A 24494-nucleotide genomic window follows, 5' to 3' on the forward strand; every position below is an offset into this window, starting at 1 on the left:
GCGGTCAGGCCTCCAGGTCGTCGGGCGCGAGCCGATAGCGGCGCACCGCGTTGTCGACGAACATCGCCCGCTGCTCGTGCGGCGCATGCTCGGCGACGATCTCGGCGAACCCGCCGAGGATGTCGGCGTACGAGCCGGCGAGCGAGTCGACCGGGAAGTTGCTCGCGAACAGGATGCGGTCGGGGCCGAACGCGTCGATCGCGCGGAGCACGATCTCGCGGTTGGCATCCACCGTCCAGGCTGCGCCGGGCACGCCGATGCCCGACACCTTCATCCAGACCTGCTCGAGCGCGGCGATGCGACCGATCGCGGCCGCCCAGTCGTCGATCGCCGCGCGCGACCGGTCCGCGGGCAGCGCCGTGTGGTTGATCGTCAGCCGTGTGTCGGGGTGCGCGCGCACGAGGTCCATCGCCTCGTCGAGGTGCCACCACGCCGTCTGGAGCTCGAAGTCCAGCCCGAGCGTCGCCAGGCGCGCGTAGCCCGCCCGCCACCCGGCGTCGGAGAGGAGCGTCGTGCCGGCGTCGCTCGGCGACGCCGTCTGCCCCGGCTTGTGGCGGATGCCGCGCACGATGCTGCGCTGCGCCATCGCCTCGAGCGTCGCCGCAGCGTCGGCTCGCTGCAGCTGCACGCGGCCGATGGCGGCGCTCGGCAGCCCGAAGCGCTGCCGCACCGACTCGATGTGGTCGATCTCGCCGAGCGGGTCGTCGTCGTCCCATTCCGTCTCCATCGTCACGCAGCCGACGAGCCGCATGCCGGCGCTCGCCGCATCCCGGCGCAGGTCGTCGGGCAGGTAGTCGCGCTTGATGGCGTCGTAGTCGCCGTAGCGGAACGGGATGCGCACGCCGGGTCGCAGCCACGGCTGCCGCCCGTCGCCCGGCTCCCAGAAGTGGTGGTGGGCGTCGACGAGATCGCCCCGGTAGGCGCTCATGCGCGCACCCGTGCGAGCGGACGCTCGAAGTCGACGAGCATGGAGCCGACCAGATAGACCACCGCTGCGGCCCCCAGGAACACGAACGCGCCGCCGAAGCCGCCGCCCGCGGCGCCGATCGCGAAGCCCATGACGATCGGGGCGAGGCCGCCACCGCCCGACGACGCGACGTTCATGACCCCGCCGACGCGACCGACCTGCGGCCCGGGGACGAGCAGCGCGGGGATGGTCCAGTAGAGGCCGCCGAAGTTGATGAAGAACACGGCGGTGGACAGCAGCGCGAGCGCGACGATGCCGTCGGTCACCGGCGGGATCGCGAAGATCGCTGCCGCGGTGCCGACGCCGGAGACGCCGAGGATCGTGCGCATGACGACGTTGTAGCGGGTGGTCGCGGCGCGCCAGCGGTCGGCGACGAACCCCGCGACGAGCTGGCCGAGCACGCCCGAGCCGTAGACGAGGAACGTGCCCCAGCCGAGCGCCGCGAGGTCGAAGCCGAGCGCCTGCGAGAGGTACGAGGGCGTCCACGAGATGATGCCCCACCAGATGGTCGCCCAGCCGAGGCGACCGATCATCATGCCCCAGAACGAGCGCGACGCGAGGTAGTCGACGGCACGGGGGAGCGGCCCCGTCGCGGTGGAGGACGTGCCGGCGACGACGGCCGTCTCGTCCTCGATGTGCGCGAGCTCGCGCGCTCCGACGCCCGGGTGCTGCTGCGGGGTGTCGCGCAGGTACAGCCAGTAGAGCGCGGCGACGAGGATCGTCAGGCCACCGGTCAGGATGAACGCCCAGCGCCAGTCGCCGAGGGCGCCGATGAGCGCGACGACGACGAGACCGCCGACCGCGGAGCCGAAGGGGCCGGCCGCATCGACGAAGGTGGCGCCGCGGGCGCGCTCCTTCGGCGGCAGCCAGGCCGCGTTGAGCTTCGCGGCTGCCGGGAAGACGGGCGCCTCGCTGGCGCCGAGGCCCAGACGCGTCGCGACGAGGAAGATGCCGCCGGTCGCGAAGCCGCCCAGCAGCTGGAACGCGCCCCAGACCACGCCGGCGCCGCCGACGATCGCGCGGGGGCCGAATCGGTCGAGCAGCCAGCCGCCGGGGATCTGGAAGAGCAGGTACGTCCAGAAGAACGATCCGAGGATCACGCCCTGGAGCTCGGGGCCGAGCTCGAACTCCTCGGCGACGAACGGCATGGCGATCGAGAGCGTGGCGCGATCGATGAAGTTCAGCAGCACGAGGATCCAGAGGATGCCGAAGATCTGCCATCGCACCCAGGTCCGGCGTCGGGGTCGGCTCGTCGTCGCGGTCATCGTCGCTCCTTCGCTCGGCATCGTTGCCGTGCAAGATCCTATAGGATATTGTCGCTGTGGTGCAGCGGAGATCGCTGCACTCGGACCCGACACGACGACGTGGCCGCACGGCCGAGGAGCACGACATGAGCATCCGTCCCCGCATCGCACTCACCCTGGGAGACCCGGGAGGCGTGGGTCCCGAGCTCGTCGCGCGCTGGCTCGCCGAGGTCGCGCCCGGGGCCGACGCCGACGTCGTGGTCGTGGCCGACGAGCAGGAGCTGCGCGACGCGATCGCCGACGCCGGCATCGATCCCGCGTCCATCGATCGCGACGCCATCCGACTCGTCGACAACGGCGGCACCCGCCCGGCCGAGGGCTTCGAGCGCCGCGCGGCGACCGAGGCCGGGGGTCGATGGGCCATGGCGAGCCTGCGCACCGCGCTCGAGCTCTCGAAGGCGGGCGAGGTCGACGCCATCGTGTTCGCACCGCTCAACAAGACGTCGCTGCACCTCGCGGGCATGCAGGAGAACGACGAGATGTCGTGGTTCGAGACGGTGCTCGACGACGGCACCGCCGCGACGGAGCTCAACATCCTGCCGACGCTCGTCACCGGTCGCGTCACGTCGCACTGCTCCATCGCCGAGGTCGCGGACCTCGTGACGCACGACCTCGTCGTCGAGCGCGGCGAGCTGCTCGAGGGCGTGCTGCGCGCCCGCGGCATCGCCGAGCCGCGCATCGGCGTGTGCGCCCTCAACCCGCATGCGGGCGAGGGCGGCGCGTTCGGACGCCACGAGATCGACGTCATCGCGCCCGCCGTCGCCGAGCTGCAGCGCCGTGGCGTCGATGCGACCGGGCCCTTCCCGAGCGACACGATCTTCCTCAAGGCGCGCGACGGCGCGTTCGACGGCGTGCTCACGATGTACCACGACCAGGGCCAGATCGCGGTGAAGCTGCTCGGCTTCGACCGCGGCGTGACGATGGCCGGCGGCCTCTCCACGCCCGTGTGCACCCCCGCCCACGGAACGGCGTTCGACCTCGTCGGCACCCGCACCGCCGGCACCGGCGCGTACGAGCACGCCGTGCAGGTCGCGATCGGCGTCGGCGCGCAGCGTCGCGCGGCCCGCGCCGCCTGAGCATCCGCACCTCCCTCCCTCTCTCCCACGCCAGCACCACCCATCCCATGAGGAGCACGACGATGACGTCACGTCCCACCACGATCGCCGCAGCGGCAGTCGCTGCGCTCGCACTCGCCGCCTGCTCGAGCGGCGGCGGCACCGCCGACGGCCCCGTCACCGGCAACGTCACGATGGTCGTGCCGTTCTCGGCAGGCGGCGGCTCCGACGCCTCCGGCCGCGCGATCGCGAGCGGCCTCGAGGGCGTCACGGGCCTCACGATCACGACCGAGAACCGCGAGGGCGGCTCGGGCGCGGTCGGCTACTCGTACTTCCTCGGCGAGGAGGGCAACCCCAACGTGCTGCTCGCCGCCGAGACGAGCCTCATCTCGATCCCGCTCTCGCAGGACGTCGAGTTCGCGTCGACCTCGTTCACGCCCATCATGAAGCTCGGCGACGACTACACGCTGCTCGTCGTGCCCGCCGACAGCCCGTACGAGACGTGCACCGACGTCATCGACGCCGCCGCCGACGGCCGTGTCGTCGCCGCGGTCTCCGGCGCGGTGAGCCTCGACGAGGTCGTCTTCAGCCTCGTGGAGGAGGACCAGGACGTCGAGTTCGACCGCGTGCCGTTCGAGTCGGGCGCCGAGGTCATCGCCGGCGTGCTCGGCGGCCAGGTCGACATCGCGAGCCTCAACCCCGGCGAGGTCGTCGGCCAGCTCGAGTCCGGCGACATGCGGGCGCTGTGCTCGTTCAGCGAGGAGCGCTACGAGTACGAGGCGATCGCCGACGTGCCCACGGCCGTCGAGCAGGGCATCGACGTGGCGTTCGCGCAGTTCCGCGGCTTCATCGCACCCGGCGGCCTCACCGAGGAGCAGACGCAGTTCTGGATCGACGCGGCCGAGGAGTTCGCCGAGACCGACGCGTACGACGAGTACATCGAGGCCAACCTCATGCAGCCGAACGTGCTCTACGGCGACGAGTTCGCCGAGTACGTCGCCGGCAACGAGGCCGACCTCGCCACGGCGCTCGGCCAGTGAGGATCTCCGTCCGCGCCGCGGGGGTGGGGTTCAGCCTCATCCTCGCGGCGGTCGGCACCGCCGCGGCGATCGTCGGCTCCACCTACGGCTTCACCGGCGAGGACGGCAGGGTCGGCCCCGGCTTCCTGCCGGTCGTGTTCGGCGCAGCCGTCGCGCTGCTGGCGCTCGTCGACGTGGCGCAGCGCGTGCTGCGCCGCGACCGCGGCGTGACGATCGAGGACCTCGCGACCGACCTCGCCGCGGGCGACGAGCCCGTCGCGGCGGTCGTCGCCCCCGAGGACGAGCCGCTGCGCAACGCCGACGGCGAGGAGGTCGACATCTTCGGCCGCACGCAGCGCCAGCGCACGCGCATCCTCGTCTCGGTCATGGTCGGCCTCGTCGCCGCCGTGCTCCTCACCTCGCTCATCGGACTGCTGCTGTCGTTCACGCTGCTCATGGCGTTCGTCGCCATCGTGCTCGAGAAGCGCCCGGTCGTGCCTTCCCTCATCATCTCCGTGGTCGCCGCTGGCGCGATCTGGCTCGTGTTCCGCGAGCTGCTCAGCGTGCCGCTGCCCACCGGACTGCTCGGACTCCTCTGATGCTCGACAACCTCATCCTCGGCTTCTCGCAGGCGCTGACGCCCGAGAACCTGCTGTGGTGCCTCATCGGCGTCGTGGCGGGCACCGTCATCGGCCTGCTCCCTGGGCTCGGCGCGACCACCGGCGTCGCGGTGCTGCTGCCGCTCACGTTCGCGCTCGAGCCCATCACGGCGCTCATCATGCTCGCGGGCATCTACTACGGCGCCCAGTACGGCGGCACGATCACGAGCGTGCTCATCTCGACGCCGGGCGAGGCGTCGAGCGTGGTCACGACGCTCGACGGCTACCAGATGGCCAGGAAGGGGAGGGCGGGCCCGGCGCTCGCGATCAGCGCGATCGGCTCGTTCATCGCCGCCATCATCTCCCTCGCGCTGCTCGTGACGCTCGCGCCGCCGCTCGCCGAGCTCGCGCTCGGGTTCGGTCCCATCGAGCAGCTCGCGATCATGCTGCTCGGGCTCGTCATCGTCGTGACCTTCCAGGGCGGCGCGCTCGTGCGCGGCGCCATGATGGCCGGCGTCGGCCTGCTGATCTCGACCGTCGGCGTCGCCTCCGGGTTCACGACCGCGCGCTTCACGTTCGGCAGCGTCGACCTGCTCTCGGGCATCCCGTTCGTCGAGGTCATGATCGGCCTCTTCGCGCTCGGCGAGGTGCTGCACCAGATCCGCGTCGGCGCCGCCGCGCCCATCCGCGCGCGCTTCAAGGACATGGTGATCCGCCGCAAGGACATCACCGACTCGATGCCCGCGATCCTGCGCGGCAGCGGCATCGGCTTCGTGCTCGGCATCCTGCCCGGCGCCGGCTCGACCCTCGCCTCGTTCATGTCGTACGGCATCGAGAAGCGCGTGTCGAAGAACCGCGCCAACTTCGGCAAGGGCGCCATCGAGGGCGTCGCGAGCCCCGAGTCGGCGAACAACGCGGCGGCGAACGCCAACTTCGTGCCGACGCTCGCGCTCGGCATCCCCGGCGGCGCCACCACCGCCGTGCTGCTCGGCGCGTTCACCATCTTCGGCCTGCAGCCGGGGCCGCTGCTCTTCGAGACGCAGCCAGCGCTCGTGTGGGGTCTGCTCGTGTCGTTCTTCATCGGCAACGTGCTGCTGCTCGTGCTGAACCTGCCGCTCGCCCCGGTGTTCGCGCAGATGCTGCGCATCCCCTACGCGTACCTGTACCCGATCATCCTGCTCACGAGCGTCGTCGGCGCCTTCGCGGTGAGCAACAACCTCTTCAGCGTCTGGCTCGTCGTGCTCTTCGGCATCCTCGGCTGGATCCTCAAGGAGCTCGACTTGCCCATCGCGCCGCTCGTGCTGGGCCTCGTGCTCGGTCCGCTGCTGGAGAAGGCGCTCGTGCAGACGAGCGCGCTCGGCCAGGGCAACCTCGGCGTCGTCGTCACGAGTCCGACCGCCATCGTGGTGCTGCTCGGAGCCGTCGTGCTCGTCGTGCTGCCGAAGGTCGTCGTGGCGATCCGGTCGCGGCGGACGCCCGCGGAGGTCGGACGATGACGGCGGCCGCGTTCACCGCCGACACCTGGCCCATCGCCACGTGCCTCCACGGCTTCGCGACCGTCGATCGCGCCGGCGTCGCACTGCACGACCAAGCCGACGAGGCGTGGGACGACATGCTCGCGCAGGTGCAGCGCGCCGGGTTCGACCGCATCGAGCTCGCCGACAGCCACATCCGGCCCGCGGACCTCGCTCCCGAGCGCCGCGACGCGCTGCTCGCGATGGCCGCCGCGCGCGGCATCCGCATCCCGAGCGTGCACGTGCAGCGCAAGAGCGTCATCATGCCCGGGCACGAGGAGGCGAACCTCGCCTACGCGCACCGGTCGATCGACGCGGCTGCGGAGTGGGGCATGGACGTGTTCTCGACCGGGCTGCACCAGCCCTTCTCGGATGCGCAGCGGCGCGCGCTCTGGTTCTGGACGGCCGAGGGCCCGCGCGACCCCGACGACCGCGACACGTGGGACGCCGCGGTGCGCCGGCTGCGCGAGCTCGGCAGGCACGCGGAGGAGGTGGGGCTGCGCATGTCGCTCGAGATGTACGAGGACACGCTCCTCGGCACCGCCGACTCGGCCGTGCGCCTCGTCGAGGAGATCGGCGTCGACGCCGTCGGCCTCAACCCCGACATCGCGAACCTCATCCGCCTCCACCGGCCCATCGAGGACTGGCGCGAGATGCACGCGAAGACGCTGCCGTACGCCAACTACTGGCACGTCAAGAACTACCTGCGCGACGAGTCGGCCGACGGCACGTGGGCATCGAGCGTGCCGAGCTCCATGGAGGCGGGGCTCATCAACTACCGCCAGGTCGTGCGCGACGCGATCGAGCTCGGCTTCGACGGCATCTTCCTCATGGAGCACTACGGCGGCGACAGCCTCGGCAACTGCTCCACGAACCAGCGGTACCTGCGCACGCTCCTGCCTGCGGCGTCCGCCCCCTGACCCTCGGCGCCGGATGGGTCCAGCGACACCCCATCCGGCGCCGAGCACCTCCTCCCGACACGCGACCCCGATAGCCTGGACGCAGCTGGCCCCTGCCACCCCTGCCGAAGGAGCCACACGATGGCCGAGACCGTCTTCCAGCATCCCGATCGCAACCTCGCGATGGAGCTCGTCCGCGCGACGGAGGCCGCCGCCATCCGCGCCGTGCCCTTCATCGGTCGCGGCGACAAGAACGCCGCCGACAAGGCCGCCGTCGACGCCATGCGCACCTTCCTCGGCACCGTCGCCTTCGACGGCGTCGTCGTGATCGGCGAGGGCGAGAAGGACGAGGCGCCCATGCTCTTCAACGGCGAGCACGTCGGCAACGGCCGCGGCCCGTCGTGCGACATCGCCGTCGACCCCATCGACGGCACGTCGCTCACCGCGGCCGGTCGCCAGAACGCGCTCAGCGTCATCGCCGTCGCCGACCGCGGCACGATGTACGACCCCGTCGACGCGTTCTACATGGACAAGCTCGTCTGCGGTCCCGAGGGCAAGGGCGTCGTCTCGCTCGCGCAGTCGATGGGCGACAACATCCGCGAGCTCGCGAAGGCCAAGGGCAAGGACGTCGCCGACGTCGTCGTCGCCGTGCTCGATCGCCCGCGTCACGCGGCCCTCATCGACGAGATCCGCGCCGCGGGCGCAGGCACGCGCCTCATGCTCGACGGCGACGTCGCCGGCGGCATCAACGCCGCGCGGTGGGAGTCGCGCATCGACATGTGCGTCGGCGTGGGCGGCACGCCCGAGGGCGTCATCACGGCCTGTGCGATCAAGGCCCTCGATGGCTTCATCGAGGGGCGTCTCAACCCCCAGTCGGCCGACGAGCACGCGAAGGTCGTGGCCGCGGGCCACGACCTCGAGCGCATCCTCTCGGTCGACGATCTCGTGACGAGCGACAACACCTACTTCGTCGCGACGGGCGTCACCGACGGCGGCCTGCTCGACGGCGTGCGTCGCAAGGGACCGCTCATCCGCACGGAGTCGCTCGTGCTGCGCTCGAAGACGGGCACGGCCCGTCGCGTCATCGCCGAGCACCTCGCCTCGAAGTGGCTCGACCGCGACGCCGAGCGCGCAGGCTGACGCCGCTCCACCCACGACGGATGCCGTCGAGCCTCGTGCTCGGCGGCATCCGTCGTCTGCGCCCGGGACCGACGGAAGGGGAGGGCTCGGCGCGGCTCCCGTGCGCGAATAGCTCTTGACGTGGGGTACAAGACACGAGACGCTTGAAGTGTCCTCACCTTTCGAGTCGATGTGGAGCCCTCATGTCCGCCACCCCCACCGAGGCACTGGCCTCGCCCGATCGCGGCGCCAGGCGTCGCAAGATCCGCGCCATCCTCGCTGGTGGGCTCGTGCTCGGCGTCGGCGCCGCCATCACCCTCGCGGCGTGGAGCGACAGCGAGTACGCCACGGGCTCCTTCACCGCAGGCACGTTCAACCTCGAGGGCTCCACCGACGGCACGGCCTACACCGACCACGCCTCTGCGCCCGGCGCAGCGCTCACGTTCACCGCTCCCGCTGCGAACCTGTCGCCCGGCCAGTCGACGGCGACGCCCTTCTGGGTGCGTCTCGCCGCCAACACCACGACCGGCGCGACCCTCGACCTCACCGAGGTCACCTCGACGGGTGCCAACGCCGCGAACCTGACCTTCCACGCGTACGCGCTCGCCGCCAACGGCAGCTGCACGACGAGCACGACGGGCACCGACCTCGCCACGGGCGGCCCCCTCACCACCGGCACCGTCGCAGGTGCGACGACGCCGCTCGTCAACGGCACGCCTGTGACCGCTGCCGGTGCTGCGACGCAGGTCTGCCTCGTCGTCGCGGCGGGCCCGGGCCTCGTGCAGGGCGGCTCCGTGACGTCGACCTGGCACTTCGTCGCCACGTCGAGCTGACGCGCGGCATGGGGAGGCACGCGAGCACGCGTCGCAGCCGCAGCGGCCTTCGGCTGCTGCGGCTGCGTGCCCTGCTCGCGGGCGGCCTCGTGCTCGGCCTCGGGGCCACGGCGACGCTCGCGGCGTGGAACGACTCGGAGCACGCGACGGGCACCATCACCGCTGGCTCCTTCGGCATCGTCGGCGCGACCGACGGCGCCACGTTCACCGAGCACCCCGCAGCGCCCGGCGCCACCCTCACCCTCGTCTACAACCCCGCTCTCGGGGTGCTCGCCCCGGGCTCGACCGCGACGACCAGAGCGAGCGTCCGCCTCGCTGCGGGCTCGGTCCCAGGCACCGTCACGCTGCAGCAGCCCACGTTCGCGGCGATCGACACCGCTGCCGACACGGCCCTGCAGTCCGAGCTCCGGTACTCGGTGCGCGTCGTGACCGGCACGACCGCGACTGCCGTGCCCGACTGCGCCACCGTCTTCTCCGGCTCCACCGGCACCCTCGTGGTCAACGCATCCACGCTCACGGGGGCGATCGCTCCGGGCTCGCAGAGCCTGGCGCAGGGTGCCACCCCCACCGTGGTGCACTACTGCGTGCAGCTGCAGCTGCCGAGCGCGACCGCCACCAACGGCTCGCAGAACGGCAGCTTCGACATCCGCTTCCAGCTGCTCGGCTCGACCTGATGCACGCGGTGCTCGTCGCTGCCGCCGCCGCGGCCGTGTCGCTCGCGCTGGCGCCGGGTCCGCTCCTGCCGCCCGCGTCGCCGGCCGTCGAGGTCGTGCAGGGCGAGGTGCTGCGCCTCGAGTCGGTGCAGGATGCGACTGCGATGGCGGCGATGTCGGTCGGCGTCCCCGTGACGTGGGACGTCGGCGTCAGCGCCTCCGAGCCGGACGGGACGATCGCCGTCGGTCTCCGCGTCGCGACGACCGACGACGCCTTCCGCGCCGTCGTGCGCTCGTGCACCCTCGCATGGAGCGGATCGAGCTGCACGGGCGCCGTCGAGACGCTCTACGACTCGGCGCTCGACTCGGGCGAGGTCGCGCTCGCGACGCAGCGCGCAGCCGACGTGCGCTGGTACCGCCTCGACGTCGAGCTCGTCGATGACGTGCCGGGTGCGCGCGTCGACCTCGTGCTCGTCGCCAGCGGCTCCGGCGAGACGATCGCGAGCGATGGCGGCACCCTGCCTCGCACGGGCCTGGCGTCGAGCGGGTGGCTCGTGGCGACGGCGGCGGGCGCCGTCGCCGTGGGAGCGCTCGCCCTCGGCGCCTCGCGATCGAGGCGGCGATCGCCGTGACGCGGCTCGCCATCGTCCGCGCCGCGATCGGTGCGCTCGCGATCGTCGCCCTCGGCGGCTCGCTCGCGTCCGCGCGACCCACGGAGGCGGCGTGGAGCGACGGAGAGTGGAGCGTCGCCCCGGCCACGTCGGGCTTCGTGCAGCGACCGGATCCCGGGGCCGCGTGCACCATCGGGACGCTGGGGCTCGACGTCACCTTCCGCTGGGCGCACGGCGCGGGCGGCGTCCCGCGCGGTGGATACGTCCTGACGGCGTACCGCCAGGACGGCACGCTCGTGGGCACGGACAGCTTCGGCCCCTCCCTCACGTCGAGGTCGACGAGTGGACTCCTCACGACCCTGCTCGCTGGGCAGACGTATCGCATCGAGCTGCAGGCGACGCACGCATCGACCGACCCGTGGCGGTCGACGCCGCTCGTCGGGACGATCACGACGACGGCGCTCGGGCTCGTGTCGCGCTGCACGGGACTCTCGGTGCCCGCGTGACGCTCGAGGCGCCCCCGCAGCACGCGCCGGGCACGAGGCACGGCGCAGCGTCGAGCCCGCGCCCGCGCGCCGTCGGGCGAGCCGCAGCGGCGCTCTCGGGGCGCGTCCTGCTCGACGTGCTCGCACTCGGCGGGCTCGTCTGCATCCTGCTCGTCATCGCGTCCTTCGTCTGGAAGGTCACGATCGTCATGTTCGCCACGGGGTCGATGGCGCCGGGCATCCCGGCCGGCTCGATCGCCCTCGTGCGCGAGGTGCCCGCCGTCGAGATCGAGGTCGGCGACGTCGTCACGGTCGACCGCGCCCCCGACCTGCCCATCACCCATCGGGTGGTGGACATCCAGGGCGTCGAGGGCGACGCGGTGACGTTCACGATGCAGGGCGACGCCAACGCCGACCCCGACCCCTTCCCGTACGTCGAGACGAGCGTGCGCGAGGTGCTGTGGTCGGCACCCGGTCTCGCGACGGTCATCGCCCCGCTGCAGCATCCGCTCGTGCTCGGTGGCATCACGCTGGGGGCGACGGCGCTCGTCACCTGGGCGTTCTGGCCGCGGCGGCGCGCCCTCGAGGACGCGGACGCGCCACGCGGACACGCGAGCGAGTGAGCCCATCGCGGCGGAAGCCGCCGCTCACCGCGGGCCGTCCACCCGACGGAGCCCGTCGTCCTTGACGCTGCATCGCGCCATGCGGCATCCTCGAGACGAGACCTGAACCCGGCGTCAGGTCGGCGAGTCGCCACCGACGCCGGGCCCGATCCGCTCGACGACGAGAGGCGGCCCATGCGCGAGCCCGACGTCCTGCACGAGCCCAGGACCGCGAGGGGCGCCGAGACGAAGCGCCGCATCTTCGCCGCCGCCGAGGAGGTCTTCAGCGAGCACGGCTACCTGCGGGCCTCCGTCGCTCGCATCACCGAGCGCGCCGGCGTGGGGCAGGGCACGTTCTACCTGTACTTCGCGTCGAAGCTCGACCTGCTCGAGGCGCTCGTCGGCGACCTCGGCCACCGCGTCCGTCGAGCGATGGCCGAGGGGGCCGCACGCGGCACCACCCGTGCCGAGGCGGCGGCGGAGGGCTTCCGCGCGTTCTTCGCCTTCACCGCCGAGCATCCCGCGCTCTCGCGCGTCGTGCGCGAGGCCGAGCAGGTCGCGCCCGACGCCACGCGTCGGTACTACGAGCGCATCGTCGAGGGCTACGTCGACGGGCTCGCGCGCGCGAGGATCGCCGGCGAGATCGGCGACGTCGACCCCGAGGTCGCCGCGTGGGCGCTCATGGGCATCGGCGAGCTCATCGGGATGCGCTGGGTGCTGTGGCCCCACCAGGACGGCGAGGAGGCACCGCGCGTGCCCGACGCCGTGTTCGACCAGATGATGCGCCTCGTCCGCGGGGCGCTCCACGCCAAGGAGGAAGCATGACCGAGCTCGCAGGGCGCAGAGCCCTCGTCACCGGCGGCGCGAGCGGCATCGGTGCTGCGATCGCGCACGCGTTCGCCGACGCCGGCGCGCATGTGATCGTCGCCGACCTCGACGCCGATGCCGCCGCGCGCACGGCCGCCGAGGTGGGCGGCGAGCCGTGGCACGTCGATCTCTCCGACGTCGCCGCGCTCGAGACGCTGCGGCTCGACGCCGACATCCTCGTGAACAACGCGGGCATCCAGCGCGTCAGCCCCATCGTCGACTTCGACCCCGCCGACTTCCGCCGCATCCTGCAGCTCATGCTCGAGGCGCCGTTCCTGCTCGTGCGCGCCGCCATGCCGGGCATGATCGAGCGCGGCTTCGGCCGCGTCATCAACCTCTCGAGCGTGCACGGCATCCGCGCCTCGGCGTTCAAGTCGGCGTACGTCGCCGCCAAGCACGGCCTCGAGGGCCTCTCGAAGGTCACGGCGCTCGAGGGCGCGCCGCACGGCGTCACGAGCAACTGCATCGACCCGGGCTACGTGCGTACGGCGCTCGTCGAGCGGCAGATCGCCGACCAGGCGAGGACGCACGGCATCCCGGAGTCCGAGGTGGTCGAGACGATCATGCTCACCGAGATGGCGATCAAGCGCATGGTGGAGCCGGCGGAGGTCGCGTCGCTCGCCACCTGGCTCGCCGGGCCGCACGCTGGCATGGTGACGGGCGCGTCGTACGCGATGGATGGTGGATGGAGCGCGCGATGACGGGTGGGCCGGCGACGGCCGCGGCCGACGAGCGCGCCTTGGCGGTGCCGGTGGCGGGCGGCGAGCTCGTCGGCACGCGGTGGCGGTCGGACGCGTCGGGTCGCGTCGTGGTGGGGCTGCACGGCATCACGGCGAACCACCGCTCGTTCCACGGCCTCGCCGAGCGGCTCGAGGCGCCCCTCGTCGCGTTCGACCTGCGCGGGCGGGGTCGCTCGCGCACGCTGCCGGGGCCGTACGACCTCGACTCCCTCGCCGTCGACGTCGCCGCGGCGCTCGACGCGCTCGGCGTCGCCGACGCCATCGTCGTCGGGCACTCGATGGGCGGCTTCGTCGCCGCTCGGCTCGCGGCGTCGCGCCCCGACCTCGTCGCGTCGCTCGTGCTCGTCGACGGCGGGCTGCCGCTCGCACCCGCCGGCGACCCCGAGGCGCTGCTCGGGCCCGCGATCGAGCGCCTGTCGATGACCTTCGCCTCGCGCGAGGAGTACCGCGCGTTCTGGCAGCGGCATCCGGCGTTCGTCGACTGGTCGCCGCTCGCCGAGGAGTACGTCGACTACGACCTGACCTCGGTCGACGGCGCGCTGCGACCGTCGGCGCTGCCCGAGGCGGTGCGCGTCGCGATGCTGGGGCTCGGCGACGCCGACGACGCGCTCGCCACCCTCGACCGGGTGGCAGCGCCGATCCACCTCCTCACGAGCCCGCTCGGCCTGCTCGCCGAGCCGCCCGGGCTCTACGGCGGGCGTCTCGACGCGCTGCTGGCACGGGTGCCGGCCGTGCAGGCGCGCGAGGTGCCCGGCACGAACCACTACACGATCCTGCTCGGCGCCGGCCTCGACGCCGTCGCCGAGACCATCGAGCACGCCGCCCACGAGGCGGCAGGGAAGGAGATGCCATGAGCATCGACAAGACGGTCGCGTCGGCGGCCGAGGCGGTCGCCGACGTGGGCGACGGCGCCACGCTCGCCGTGGGCGGCTTCGGCCTGTGCGGCAACCCGATGGCGCTCATCCAGGCGCTCGTCGAGCGCGGTGTCACGGGCCTGCAGGTCGCGTCGAACAACTGCGGCGTCGACGACTGGGGCCTCGGGCTGCTGCTGCGCGCGGGCCAGATCGACAAGATGACGTCGTCGTACGTCGGCGAGAACAAGGAGTTCGAACGCCGCTACCTCACGGGCGAGCTCGAGCTCGAGCTCACGCCGCAGGGCACGCTCGCCGAGCGGCTGCGCGCCGGCGGCTCGGGCATCGCCGCGTTCTTCACGCAGACGGGAGTCGGCACGCAGGTCGCCGAGGGCGGCCTGCCGCGGCGGTACCACGCCGACGGCACCATCGCCGTGGCGTCGGAGCCCAAGCAGCTGCAGCAGTTCGACGTCGACGGCGAGCTGCGCGACTTCGTGCTCGAGGAGGCGATCCGCACCGACTTCGCGCTCGTGCACGCCGAGGTCGGCGACCGGCACGGCAACCTGATCTTCAACAAGTCGGCGCGCAACTTCTCGCCGCTCGCCGCCATGGCCGGTCGCGTCTGCGTCGCGCAGGTCGAGCGGCTCGTCGAGCCTGGCGAGCTCGACCCCGACCGCATCCACCTCCCCGGCGTCTACGTGCACCGCGTGCTCGAGGTGGGCACCGACATCGAGAAGCGCGTCGAGCGACGCACCGTGCAGGAGGCATGACCATGGCCCTCACCCGCAACGAGATGGCCGCCCGCGCCGCGCAGGAGCTCGACGACGGCGCCTACGTGAACCTCGGCATCGGTCTGCCGACGCTCGTGCCGAACTACGTGCCCGAGGGGCGCACCGTCGTGCTGCAGAGCGAGAACGGCATCCTCGGCGTCGGACCGTACCCGACGGAGGACGCCCTCGACCCCGACCTCATCAACGCCGGCAAGGAGACCGTCACGACCCTGCCCGGCACCGCGTTCTTCGACTCGGCGACGTCGTTCGGCATGATCCGCGGCGGCAAGATCGACGCCGCGATCCTCGGCGCCATGCAGGTGTCGGTCGCGGGCGACCTCGCCAACTGGATGATCCCCGGCAAGATGGTGAAGGGCCCGGGCGGCGCCATGGACCTCGTGCACGGCGCCAAGCGGGTCATCGTGCTCATGGAGCACGTCGCGAGGGACGGCTCGGCGAAGATCGTCTCCGAGTGCTCGCTGCCGCTCACGGGCCGGGGCGTCGTCGACCGCATCATCACCGACCTCGCCGTGCTCGACGTCACGCCCGAGGGCCTGCGGCTCGTGGAGCTCGCGCCCGGCGTGACGCTCGACGAGGTGCGCGCCGCGACCGAGCCCGAGATCCTCGCATGAGCGACTCGGGCGCGGCAGCGGCGGGGGAGTCGGTCGTGGCCTCGGCCGTTCGGCCCTGGCTGCTGCCCGGCGTCTCGGCGCAGGTCGTCGCGACGCCGCGGCTGCGGGCGAACGTGCTGTCGGCCGGCTCGGGCTCCGGCCTGCCGGTCGTGCTCGTGCACGGCAACGTGTCGTCGGCGCACCTCTACCAGCAGACGATGCTCGCGCTGTCGGGGCCGTCGATCGCGATCGACCTGCGCGGCTTCGGCGACTCCGAGACGCTGCCGGTCGACGCGACGCGCGGCCTCGGCGACTACGCCGACGACGTCGCCTCGGTGCTCGATGCGCTCGGCATCGCGCGGGCGGTGCTCGTGGGCTGGAGCATGGGCGGCGGCGTCGTCCTGCGCCTGCTGCTCGACCGGCCCGACCTCGTCGCGGGGCTCGTGCTCGAGTCGCCCGTGTCGCCCTACGGGTTCGGCGGCACGCGCCTGGACGGCTCGCTCGTGCATCCGGATGCGCCGGGCACGGGCGGCGGCGGCGCGAATCCCGACTTCGTCGCTCGCCTCGCAGCGGGCGACACGTCGGCGGACGCGGTGACGAGCCCGCGCTCGGTGTTCCGCGCTGCCTACGTGGCACCGGGCTACGCGAGCGACCTCGAGGACCTCTGGGTCGCATCCATGCTCACGACCTCGACGGCGCCGGGCTCGTACCCGGGCGACGCCGTGGCCACCGATGCGTGGCCGGGCTTCGCGCCCGGCGGCGTCGGCGTGCTCAACACGATGGCACCGACGGTGAGCGACCTCACGGGCATCGTCGACGGCGCTGCGCATCCACCGATCGCGTGGGTGCGTGGCGAGGTCGACGCGATCGTGGGCGACGCGTCGTACTTCGACCTCAACATGCTCGGCAAGGCGGGCGTCGTGCCCGGGTGGCCCGGCGACGACGACGCGCCGCCGCAGCCGATGGTGGCGCAGACCCGTGCGGTGCTCGCCCGGTATGCGGACGCTGGCGGCTGGGTCGAGGAGCACGCGTGGGAGGGCGTGGGCCACGCCCCGCACCTCGAGCGCGTCGACGAGTTCGCCGGCGTCGTGGAGGCGATGCGCGCTCGCGCCGCGGGCTGACGCGACGCACCCCGCCGCGCGAGGCGACGGGGTGCGAGGTCTGCGCGCCTGCGGGCGTCAGCCGGCGCGCGACTGGGAGGCGTCGTCGTCGCGCGGCACCGAGCGGCTCGACTCGTCGCGCAGCAGCTCGTCGATCGCGAGGTCGGCGTGCGTGCGCGAGGCGGCCGACTCGTCGGTCGTCGCGGCGTCCGCATCCGTCTCCACGACCTCGCCGTCGACGACCTGCTCGGACTCGGCGGCGGGCGCCTCGATCGCGAGGTCGGTGAACTCGGCTGCGGTCAGGGGCTTCGGCGCGTGGTCGATCTCGCTGGGCTCGACGATCTGCTTCGGAGCGTCGAGGCGGGCGAGCTTGCGCGCCGAGACGAGCACGCGCGACTCGAGCGACGACGAGAACGCGTTGAAGTGCTTCACGGACGACTCGAGCGACGAGCGCACCTTCTCGACGTGGCCCGCCATCGTGGCGATGCGGTCGTAGAGCTCCTGGCTCAGCTCGTGCACGCGCGCGGCGTCCTCGGCGACGGCGGCCTGGCTCCACGTGATCGCGACCGACTTCAGCAGCGACCAGAGCGACACGGGGCTCGAGAGGGCGACGCGCTTGCCGAAGGCGTAGTCCATGATGCCGGGGTCGGCCTCGAGCGCCGCCGAGACGAGCGACTCCGACGGGATGAACGCGACGACGAACTCGGGGCTGTTGGCGATGCCCGCCCAGTACTGCTTGCTCGAGAGCTGGTCGACGTGGGCGCGCAGCGCCTTCACGTGCTCCTGCATGAGCGACGCGCGGCGCGCGAGCTCCTCGTCGGAGGCCGTGAGCGGGATGCGCGACGCCTCGAGGTACGCGCGGAAGGGCACCTTGGCGTCGAGCGCGAGGTGCTTGCCGCCGGGCAGGTGCACGACCATGTCGGGACGCTGACGGCGCTCGTCGCTCGTGAACGACGTCTGGGTGTCGAAGTCGACGCGCTCGAGGAGGCCGGCGGCCTCGACGACGCGACGCAGCTGCGTCTCGCCCCACACGCCGCGGGTCGAGTTCGACGACAGGGCGCTCGCGAGCGAGTCGGCCGTGGCGCGCAGGCGCTCCTCGGACTGCAGCGACTGCTGCAGCTGCTGCGCGATCGAGCCGTGCTGCTCGCTGCGCTGGCGCTCGAGCTCGACGAGCTGCGTCTGCAGCTTCGTCACCGCCTCCTTCATGGGGGCGATCTGCTCGGCGACGCGCGACTCGCGCCGCTCGCGCTGCGTGGACTCGTCGGCGGCGGACTTCGCGACCTCGAGCTGCTCGCGCAGCGCCTCGACCGTGGCCGAGAGGCTCGCCCGCTCGCGCTGCGCGGCGTCGCGGGCGTCGATCGCATCGCGATGCTGCGCCGCGAGCGACTCGTGCGCCGAGTGCAGCCCGGCGAGCTCGGCGTCGAGGCGCTCGCGCTCGTGCAGCTCCTGCTGGCGGGCGAACGCCTCGTGCTGCGCCGCCTGCTGCTCGGCGAGCGCCTGCGCCTGCTCGGCCTGCTGCGCCGCGAGCGTCGCCTCGCCGGCCTTGGCGCGGGCGACGAGGCGGCATGCCAACCAGCCCGCCGCCGCTCCGACGAGGAGGGCGACGAGCAGAGCGAGGGGGATGCCGAGGTCCATGGCTCCAGTGTGGCGAGCACCACCGACACGGGGTCGCTGCCGCGCCGTCGCGGCGGGCGACGCGCCGTGCGCCCGTGCTGCGGGGGTCGCCCATGCGGTCGCGAGGTGCGCTTCCAGCGCTCAGGTGCCGTCGCAACCGCACCTGACTGCAGCAACCGCACCTCGCAACCGTTCGATGCGCAGCATCCGCGCCTCGGCGCAGCAACCGCACCTCGGGACGAGGCCGCGGCTCAGCGCCCTACGGCCTCCACCACGCCTCGGCGGGCTCGCGCGCGAGGCGGCGGTCGTCGTCGGGGCCGAGGTGCTCGATGCGGGTCGCGCAGATGCGCGCGAGGTGCTCGAGGTCGCTCGCGCCGTGCCTGCCGCCCGCGTGCGTGACGATCGTCGCGCACGCCTCCGCATCCGCCGCGGCATCGTGGTGGGCGAAGTCCTCGAAGCCCGCGGCCATCGCCGCGACGGGCAGGCGGTACGAGTCGAGGTGGTACGTCTTGCGGGCGATGCGCAGCGAGCACGTCCAGCGCGTCTCGGGCACCGCGAGGCCGCTCGCGAGCGAGGCCGCCTTCAGCACGCCCTTGTCGAAGCCGACGTTGTGCGCCACGAGCACGTCGTCGCCGACGAAGTCGAGCAGGCGGTCGTGCTGGTCGACCCATCGAGGCGCGTGCGCGACGTCGATCTCGCGGATGCCGTGGATGCGCACGTTCCAGTGCGAGAACTCGTCGTGCCCGATCGGGGGCCGGATGAGCCAGGAGGCGCGGTCGACGATGCGCGAGTCGCGCACCTTCACGAGCCCGACGGAGCAGGCGGATGCAGGCGAGCCGTTCGCGGTCTCGAAGTCGATCGCGGTGAAGTCGATCGCCATGGCGTCAGCCTCCCAGCGACCGCAGACAGCGGCCGGGAGGGGCGGCGGCGGGTCGGGATGCGCGCGACGTCACGGCGCGTCGGCAGGCGAGATGCACGCGCTGACCTCGTCGGTGCGGTCGACCATCGATGCGAGCTCGCCCAGCACGGTGCCGCCCGAGATGACCTCGGGGTCGAGCACGACCTCGACGGCCGGGTCGCGGCCGTAGGTGACGTACGTCTGCGCCGACGAGCCCTCCTCGGTGACGTCGATCCAGTCGACGCCCGAGATCGTCAGGCACGTCGCGGTCGATGGGTCGGGCACGGGCACGCCGCATCGCAGCGTCACGGCCGTCGGGTCGCCCCACGCAGCGGTCGCCTGCGCGTCGGTCGGGCGCTCGGGCAACGGGCCGCCCACCTGGCCCTCGGCGAGCACGTCGGGCAGCGCGACGATGACGGATGCGCACTGCGGGTTCGTGGCGTCGGGCGCCGTGTCGAGCGACACGGTCGACGCGCAGGCCGAGAGCGTCGCCGCCGCGAGCCCGGCGAGGGCGAGGGCGGTCGGCAGTCGGCGCATCGCCCCCAGGCTATCGTCGTGGCGTGCCTGCGACCGACGCCCCGACGCCCGCTGCGGATGCGGATGCGACGGTCGCCGAGGTGGGGGAGCGCGGGGCGCTCGCCCGCATCATCCCGCGGCTGCCGTGCGGCGAGGACACGCTCGTGGGGCCGGGCGACGACGCCGCGGTCGTGCGCGCGGACGGGTCGTTCGTCGTCACCACCGACACGATGCTCGAGGGCCCCGACTTCCGCGCCGCGTGGTCGACGTGGGCGGACCTCGGCGCGAAGGCGGCCGCGACGAACCTCGCCGACGTCGCCGCGATGGGCGCGCGTCCGACCGCCCTCGTCGTGGCGCTCGCGGTGCCCGGCGCCACGCGCGTCGCCGACCTCGAGGCGTTCGCAGATGCCCTCGGCGCGGCCGTCGCATCGCTCGCGCCCGGCTGCGGCGTCGTGGGCGGCGACCTCACGACGTCCGAGCGCACGGTCATCGCGGTGACGGCGTTCGGGTCGCTCGATGGGCGCTCGCCCGTGCTGCGCTCGGGGGCGCAGGTCGGCGACCGCGTCGTCGTGGCCGGCGACCTCGGATCGGCGGGCGAGGGCGTGGCGCTGCTGTTCGCGGAGGCGATCGTCGACGGCGTCGAGTCGGTGACCGAGGCGCGGCGGCTGCGTGCCGAGCACCCCCGCGCGGTCACGGCGCAGCTCGCGCCCGTGCCGCCCGTGGCGATGGGGCCCGTGCTCGCGGATGCGGGTGCCACGGCGATGCTCGACGTCTCCGACGCGCTCGCGCTCGACGCATCCCGCATCGCCTCGGCGTCGGGCGTGCGCCTCGCGCTGCGCTCGGCGCCGCTGCGCGGCTTCCCCGCGCCGCTCGACCGCGTGCTGCACGGCGGCGAGGACCACGCGCTGCTCGCGACGCTGCCCGCATCCGCCGCGCTGCCGGCAGGCGTGCTCGAGATCGGCGTCGTCGAGGCGGGCGAGGGCGTGACGCTCGACGACGAGCCGCTCGAGGCGCGCGGCTGGGACCCGTTCGCCTGAGTCGTCGGCGACGAGACGTCGCATCGCGCAAGCCCTCGCCTCGACGGCTCGCCCGTGCTCGGGTGGGGGCATGGACGTGACCGCCTGGCGCCGCCGACGCCGCATCGCGCTCGCGACCGGCACGACGATCGTGCTCGCGGTCGTCGGCGCGTACGTCGCGATCTGGGTGCTCGCCCCCGAGTGGCGCTCGTCGTTCCTCGTCGTCTGGCCGATCATCGCTGCGCCCGGCCTCGTGCTCATGGCGCGGCATCGGCCGCGTCGACTCCGTGCGCGACTCCAGGCGGTCGAGGCTGCGATCGACGTCGACGAGACCGCGATGCTCATGGGCGTGCAGGAGCGGCAGGCGACGTGGTGGCTCGGCACGCGCGGCTGGATCACCCCGTTCCTCGTGCTCGTGGACGACCCCCTCGGGTACGCGCTCTGGGACGTGCGGCGCGGCCAGCCGATCGAGGTCATGCGGTGCTCGTGGACGCACGTCGCGGATGCGGTGGTGCGCGAGGGCGGTGCGTACGTGGACCTCGACCCCGCCGTGTCCGGCGATCCGACCGTGCGACTCATCCCGACGGCCTTCCGCGACGAGCCGCCGCAGCTCCGGCAGACGCCGAGCCGTGCGCTCGAGTTCGCCGCCCGCATCCGCGATCGCCTGCACGCGTTCGACCCCGAAGCGCATCCGCGGCCCCCGCGCCCGTCCGGCGACGTCGACTGGACGGGGCTCTCGAAGGCCTGACGCGTCGGTGGGATCGTCGCGAGGTACGCCGCTCGCGGGCAGGTACGCCGACTCGAGCACCTCGCCGCGAGATGCGTACCTCGGAACGCCCGGCCGGGAGGGTGCCTCAGGTGGCGGTGGGACGCCGTGCGAGCCAGTGCACCGCCGTGTCGCCGTGCTTCCTCGTCCGCTCGAGCTCGAGATCGCTCGGCAGCGCAGGGGAGCCCGAGCGGGTCGCCTGCTCGAGCACGACGACCGCATCGTCGACGAGCGTCGGCACGAGCGCCTGCAGCACGGCAGCGACCTGCGCGGGCGGCAGGTCGTACGGCGGGTCGAGGAAGACGAGGTCGAACGTGCGCGTCGTCTGCCCGAGGTAGGCGAGGGCCGTCTGCGCCACGACGAGCGCACGCTCGGCGCCGGCCTTCGCGACGGCATCCGCATTGCGCTGCGCGACCTTCGCTGCTGGCTTCGCCGAGTCGACGAGCACGACGGACGCCGCGCCGCGGCTCGCCGCCTCGAGGCCGAGCGCGCCCGAGCCGGCGAAGAGGTCGAGCACGTGCGCGCCGTCGCAGAGGCCGCGCGCGTCGAGCGCCGAGAAGATCGACTCGCGCACCCGATCCGACGTGGGGCGCGTGCCCGCGTCGGGCACCTTGAGGGTCAACGACCCGGCCACTCCGGCGATGATGCGCGTCACGCATCCATCCTCGCGCACGCCGCTCGTCGAATCCGCACGCCACGGCCACCTGCGGTGCAGGGTGCGGATGCGGTGGCTGTGGGGTGCAGATTCGATGCGCGACGGACGAGCCGCTGCCGCGAGGTGCGCCTCGCGCTGCGATCAGCGCACCCCGCAGCGGCCTCCGCATCCCGCGTCGCACGCGTCGCCTACGCTGGCTGCCGTGACCGACCGCCCCGCCGACGACGCTGGCGTCGCCGACGGCGCCGTGCCCGACGGGCTCGAGCGGTCGCTGCGCCACGCGGTCGGGCAGAAGACGGCCGACAGGCTGGGGCGCGCGTTCGGCTACGAGCGCGTCGGCGACCTCGTCATGCACGTGCCGCGCCGCTACGTCACGCGCGGGGAGCTCACCGACCTGTCCGCGCTGCAGGTCGGCGACCACGTGACGGTCGTCGCCGAGGTGCGTGCGATCGAGACGCGCGAGACCGGCAAGCGCGACCGCCGCGGCCGGCCGCTGCGGGTCACGACGGTCGACATCTCCGACGGCACCGACACCCTGCAGCTCACCTTCTTCAACAAGCCCTGGATCACGAACGAGCTGCACCGCGGCGTCACGGGCATGTTCTCGGGCACCGTGAGCGTGTTCCGCGACCAGCGGCAGCTGACGCATCCCGAGTACGAGACGTTCGAGGAGGAGGGGGCCGACCCCACGGCATGGGCCGCCGAGGTCATCCCCGTCTATCCGGCCACGGCGACGCTGCCCACGAAGGACCTGCGCGCCCTCATCCAGCAGGTGCTCGCCGACCTCGGCCCCGTCGCCGACCCGCTGCCCGACGACGTGCGCCGAGAGCATCGGCTCCTGCCGTTGCGCACGGCGCTCGACCGCATCCACGCGCCCGAGTCCGAGGAGGCGGGCCGCGTCGCCATGCACACGCTGCGCTGGCACGAGGCGTTCCTGCTCGAGACGTACCTGCTGGCGACGCGGGCGTGGATGCAGTCGCTGCCGTCGACGCCGCGCCCTGCGGGCGCGCTGCTGGCGCGGCTCGACGCATCGCTGCCGTACGAGCTCACCCCCGACCAGCGCACGGTGGGCGACGAGGTGCAGGCCGACCTCGCCGACCGCACGTCGATGCACCGCCTCGTGCAGGGCGAGGTGGGATCGGGCAAGACGCTCGTGGCGATCCGCGCGATGCTCGCCGTCGCCGAGTCGGGCGGGCAGTCGGCGCTGCTCGCGCCGACGGAGGTGCTCGCGAGCCAGCATCTGCGGTCGATCGTCGCGACGCTCGGCCCCGACCTCGCCGCCGAGCTGCATCCCGTGCTGCTCACGGGGCAGATGTCGACCGCCGAGCAGAGGCGGGCGCTGCTCGCGATCGCGGCGGGGCAGTCGCGCATCGTCGTCGGCACGCATGCGCTGCTCGCCGACCGCGTGACGTTCGCCGACCTGGGCCTCGTCGTCATCGACGAGCAGCACCGCTTCGGCGTCGAGCAGCGCGAGACGCTGCGGCAGAAGGGCGTGGCACCGCACACGCTCGTGCTCACGGCGACGCCCATCCCGCGCACGATCGCGATGACGGCGTTCGGCGACCTCGACGTGTCGACCATCCGCACCCTGCCGCCCGGCCGCTCGCCGATCCAGACGCACGTGGTGGGTCCGGAGGCGTCGCAGGCCGTCGCGCATCGGGTGTGGGATCGGGTGGCCGACGAGGTGGAGGCGGGCAGGCAGGCGTTCGTCGTGTGCCCGGCGATCGCGCCCGGCGACGTCGAGCGCGGCATGCCGACCGACGACGAGGGCGACGCCGGCCCGACGGTGCTCGCCGACGTCGAGACGTGGACGCGCAGGCTGCGCACCCACCACCGGCTGCGGGGTGCGCGCATCGAGTCGCTCACGGGCGCGATGGCGTCGGACGAGAAGGACGCCGTCATGCGCGCCGTCGTCGCTGGCGACGTCGACGTGATCGTGGCGACGACCGTCATCGAGGTCGGCGTCGACGTGCCGAACGCGACGACGATGGTCGTGAACGACGCCGACCGGTTCGGCGTCTCGCAGCTGCATCAGCTGCGCGGCCGCGTCGGTCGTGGCGCGTACGCGGGGCTGTGCCTGCTGCGCACGACGGCGGAGGACGGCACGCTCGCGCGCGAGCGGGTGGATGCGGTCGCGGCGACGCTCGACGGGTTCGCGCTCGCCGAGGTCGACCTCGAGCATCGACGCGAGGGCGACGTGCTGGGCACGGCGCAGTCGGGCGGCAGGTCCAGCCTGCGGCTGCTGCGCGTCACGAGGGACCGCGCGGTCATCGAGGCGGCGCGGGATGCGGCGCTCGCGGTGCTCGCCGCCGATCCGCGGCTCGAGCGCCACGCCGCGCTGCGCCTCGCGGTCCATCGTCGCCTCGACCCCGACGCTCGAGCGGCCCTGACCTCGGCGTAGGGGGAGCGGGCCTGCGGGCTCGCTGCGCC

The 24494-nt window shown here is 73.2% G+C and carries 26 protein-coding genes; 20 read left to right on the plus strand and 6 right to left on the minus strand.

What is annotated here, in order from left to right; translation table 11 throughout:
- Positions 1-4 precede the first annotated feature (4 nt).
- Both FS793_RS14515 and FS793_RS14520 read right to left on the minus strand, forming a co-directional pair.
- The gene (locus FS793_RS14515; RefSeq protein WP_144721568.1) at positions 5-928 is read right to left on the minus strand and encodes an amidohydrolase family protein; all 924 of its coding nucleotides are present in this window, start codon (positions 926-928) and stop codon (positions 5-7) included.
- Positions 925-2232, minus strand: coding sequence for an MFS transporter (locus FS793_RS14520; protein WP_186329548.1), 1308 nt, complete (start codon positions 2230-2232; stop codon positions 925-927). Before FS793_RS14520 ends, FS793_RS14515 begins: the two co-directional genes overlap by 4 nt.
- A 125-nt stretch (positions 2233-2357) precedes the next feature.
- Here FS793_RS14520 and FS793_RS14525 point away from each other — a divergent pair, with 125 nt between their 5' ends.
- From FS793_RS14525 to FS793_RS14595, 17 genes are all read left to right on the plus strand, one after another.
- Positions 2358-3347, plus strand: coding sequence for a PdxA family dehydrogenase (locus FS793_RS14525; protein WP_144721572.1), 990 nt, complete (start codon positions 2358-2360; stop codon positions 3345-3347).
- Between the two features lie 62 nt (positions 3348-3409).
- Positions 3410-4366, plus strand: a complete 957-nt coding sequence (locus FS793_RS14530) for a tripartite tricarboxylate transporter substrate binding protein (RefSeq protein ID WP_144721574.1) — start codon at positions 3410-3412, stop codon at positions 4364-4366.
- Entirely contained in the window at positions 4363-4944 is a 582-nt protein-coding gene (locus FS793_RS14535) for a tripartite tricarboxylate transporter TctB family protein (RefSeq protein WP_144721576.1), read from the plus strand. Before FS793_RS14530 ends, FS793_RS14535 begins: the two co-directional genes overlap by 4 nt.
- Positions 4944-6440 (plus strand): tripartite tricarboxylate transporter permease, encoded by a 1497-nt coding sequence (locus FS793_RS14540; protein ID WP_144721578.1) that lies wholly within the window; start codon positions 4944-4946, stop codon positions 6438-6440. The genes FS793_RS14535 and FS793_RS14540 overlap by 1 nt, the downstream gene beginning before the upstream one ends.
- Positions 6437-7378 (plus strand): sugar phosphate isomerase/epimerase family protein, encoded by a 942-nt coding sequence (locus FS793_RS14545; RefSeq protein WP_144721580.1) that lies wholly within the window; start codon positions 6437-6439, stop codon positions 7376-7378. The genes FS793_RS14540 and FS793_RS14545 overlap by 4 nt, the downstream gene beginning before the upstream one ends.
- 120 nt (positions 7379-7498) lie before the next feature.
- A complete protein-coding gene (gene glpX, locus FS793_RS14550) occupies positions 7499-8497 on the plus strand; it encodes a class II fructose-bisphosphatase (RefSeq protein ID WP_260980184.1) in 999 nt (332 codons plus the stop codon).
- A 182-nt stretch (positions 8498-8679) separates the two neighbouring features.
- Complete coding sequence (locus FS793_RS14555) at positions 8680-9309, plus strand: SipW-dependent-type signal peptide-containing protein (RefSeq protein ID WP_144721582.1); 630 nt, start codon at positions 8680-8682, stop codon at positions 9307-9309.
- Positions 9310-9317: 8 nt separating this feature from the next.
- Positions 9318-9983: a SipW-dependent-type signal peptide-containing protein gene (locus tag FS793_RS14560; protein ID WP_260980185.1), complete on the plus strand. Its 666-nt coding sequence runs from the start codon at positions 9318-9320 to the stop codon at positions 9981-9983.
- Positions 9983-10594: a hypothetical protein gene (locus FS793_RS16665; RefSeq protein ID WP_260980186.1), complete on the plus strand. Its 612-nt coding sequence runs from the start codon at positions 9983-9985 to the stop codon at positions 10592-10594. Before FS793_RS14560 ends, FS793_RS16665 begins: the two co-directional genes overlap by 1 nt.
- Positions 10591-11079, plus strand: a complete 489-nt coding sequence (locus FS793_RS16670; RefSeq protein ID WP_260980187.1) for a hypothetical protein — start codon at positions 10591-10593, stop codon at positions 11077-11079. The genes FS793_RS16665 and FS793_RS16670 overlap by 4 nt, the downstream gene beginning before the upstream one ends.
- Positions 11076-11681 carry a signal peptidase I gene (locus FS793_RS16675; RefSeq protein ID WP_260980188.1) on the plus strand — a complete coding sequence of 202 codons (606 nt, stop codon included), beginning with the start codon at positions 11076-11078 and terminating at the stop codon, positions 11679-11681. The genes FS793_RS16670 and FS793_RS16675 overlap by 4 nt, the downstream gene beginning before the upstream one ends.
- Positions 11682-11855: 174 nt before the next feature.
- The gene (locus tag FS793_RS14570; RefSeq protein WP_186329549.1) at positions 11856-12485 is read left to right on the plus strand and encodes a TetR/AcrR family transcriptional regulator; all 630 of its coding nucleotides are present in this window, start codon (positions 11856-11858) and stop codon (positions 12483-12485) included.
- A complete protein-coding gene (locus tag FS793_RS14575) occupies positions 12482-13228 on the plus strand; it encodes a 3-hydroxybutyrate dehydrogenase (protein WP_144721586.1) in 747 nt (248 codons plus the stop codon). Before FS793_RS14570 ends, FS793_RS14575 begins: the two co-directional genes overlap by 4 nt.
- Positions 13213-14121 (plus strand): alpha/beta hydrolase, encoded by a 909-nt coding sequence (locus tag FS793_RS14580; RefSeq protein ID WP_144721588.1) that lies wholly within the window; start codon positions 13213-13215, stop codon positions 14119-14121. The genes FS793_RS14575 and FS793_RS14580 overlap by 16 nt, the downstream gene beginning before the upstream one ends.
- Positions 14118-14888 carry a CoA transferase subunit A gene (locus FS793_RS14585; RefSeq protein ID WP_144721590.1) on the plus strand — a complete coding sequence of 257 codons (771 nt, stop codon included), beginning with the start codon at positions 14118-14120 and terminating at the stop codon, positions 14886-14888. The genes FS793_RS14580 and FS793_RS14585 overlap by 4 nt, the downstream gene beginning before the upstream one ends.
- Positions 14889-14890: 2 nt before the next feature.
- Positions 14891-15520, plus strand: coding sequence for a CoA transferase subunit B (locus FS793_RS14590; protein WP_186329550.1), 630 nt, complete (start codon positions 14891-14893; stop codon positions 15518-15520).
- Positions 15517-16620, plus strand: coding sequence for an alpha/beta fold hydrolase (locus FS793_RS14595; protein WP_144721592.1), 1104 nt, complete (start codon positions 15517-15519; stop codon positions 16618-16620). Before FS793_RS14590 ends, FS793_RS14595 begins: the two co-directional genes overlap by 4 nt.
- A 57-nt stretch (positions 16621-16677) precedes the next feature.
- Here FS793_RS14595 and rmuC read toward each other — a convergent pair whose 3' ends face one another.
- The 3 genes from rmuC to FS793_RS14610 all read right to left on the minus strand — a co-directional run bounded on the left by rmuC (position 16678) and on the right by FS793_RS14610 (position 19648).
- Positions 16678-18234, minus strand: coding sequence for a DNA recombination protein RmuC (gene rmuC / locus FS793_RS14600; protein WP_144721594.1), 1557 nt, complete (start codon positions 18232-18234; stop codon positions 16678-16680).
- Between the two features lie 238 nt (positions 18235-18472).
- Positions 18473-19093: an exonuclease domain-containing protein gene (locus FS793_RS14605; RefSeq protein WP_144721596.1), complete on the minus strand. Its 621-nt coding sequence runs from the start codon at positions 19091-19093 to the stop codon at positions 18473-18475.
- A 69-nt stretch (positions 19094-19162) separates the two neighbouring features.
- The gene (locus FS793_RS14610; protein WP_144721598.1) at positions 19163-19648 is read right to left on the minus strand and encodes a DUF3515 domain-containing protein; all 486 of its coding nucleotides are present in this window, start codon (positions 19646-19648) and stop codon (positions 19163-19165) included.
- A 23-nt stretch (positions 19649-19671) separates the two neighbouring features.
- Between FS793_RS14610 and thiL the strand changes: the two genes are divergently transcribed.
- Together thiL and FS793_RS14620 are read left to right on the plus strand one after the other, a co-directional pair.
- Positions 19672-20664: a thiamine-phosphate kinase gene (thiL, locus tag FS793_RS14615; RefSeq protein WP_260980189.1), complete on the plus strand. Its 993-nt coding sequence runs from the start codon at positions 19672-19674 to the stop codon at positions 20662-20664.
- 70 nt (positions 20665-20734) lie between these two features.
- The gene (locus FS793_RS14620; protein ID WP_144721602.1) at positions 20735-21391 is read left to right on the plus strand and encodes a hypothetical protein; all 657 of its coding nucleotides are present in this window, start codon (positions 20735-20737) and stop codon (positions 21389-21391) included.
- Positions 21392-21497: 106 nt separating this feature from the next.
- Here the strand turns inward: FS793_RS14620 and rsmD are convergent, their stop codons facing one another.
- Positions 21498-22064, minus strand: coding sequence for a 16S rRNA (guanine(966)-N(2))-methyltransferase RsmD (gene rsmD / locus FS793_RS14625; RefSeq protein WP_144721604.1), 567 nt, complete (start codon positions 22062-22064; stop codon positions 21498-21500).
- 202 nt (positions 22065-22266) lie between these two features.
- On the opposite strand from rsmD, the gene FS793_RS14630 reads away from it, so the two are divergent.
- Positions 22267-24465 (plus strand): ATP-dependent DNA helicase RecG, encoded by a 2199-nt coding sequence (locus FS793_RS14630; protein WP_313959377.1) that lies wholly within the window; start codon positions 22267-22269, stop codon positions 24463-24465.
- The last annotated feature ends 29 nt before the right edge of the window (positions 24466-24494 follow it).

Origin of the sequence: Agrococcus jejuensis (assembly GCF_007679035.1) — a bacterium.
Taxonomy (GTDB): Bacteria; Actinomycetota; Actinomycetes; order Actinomycetales; family Microbacteriaceae; genus Agrococcus; species Agrococcus jejuensis_A.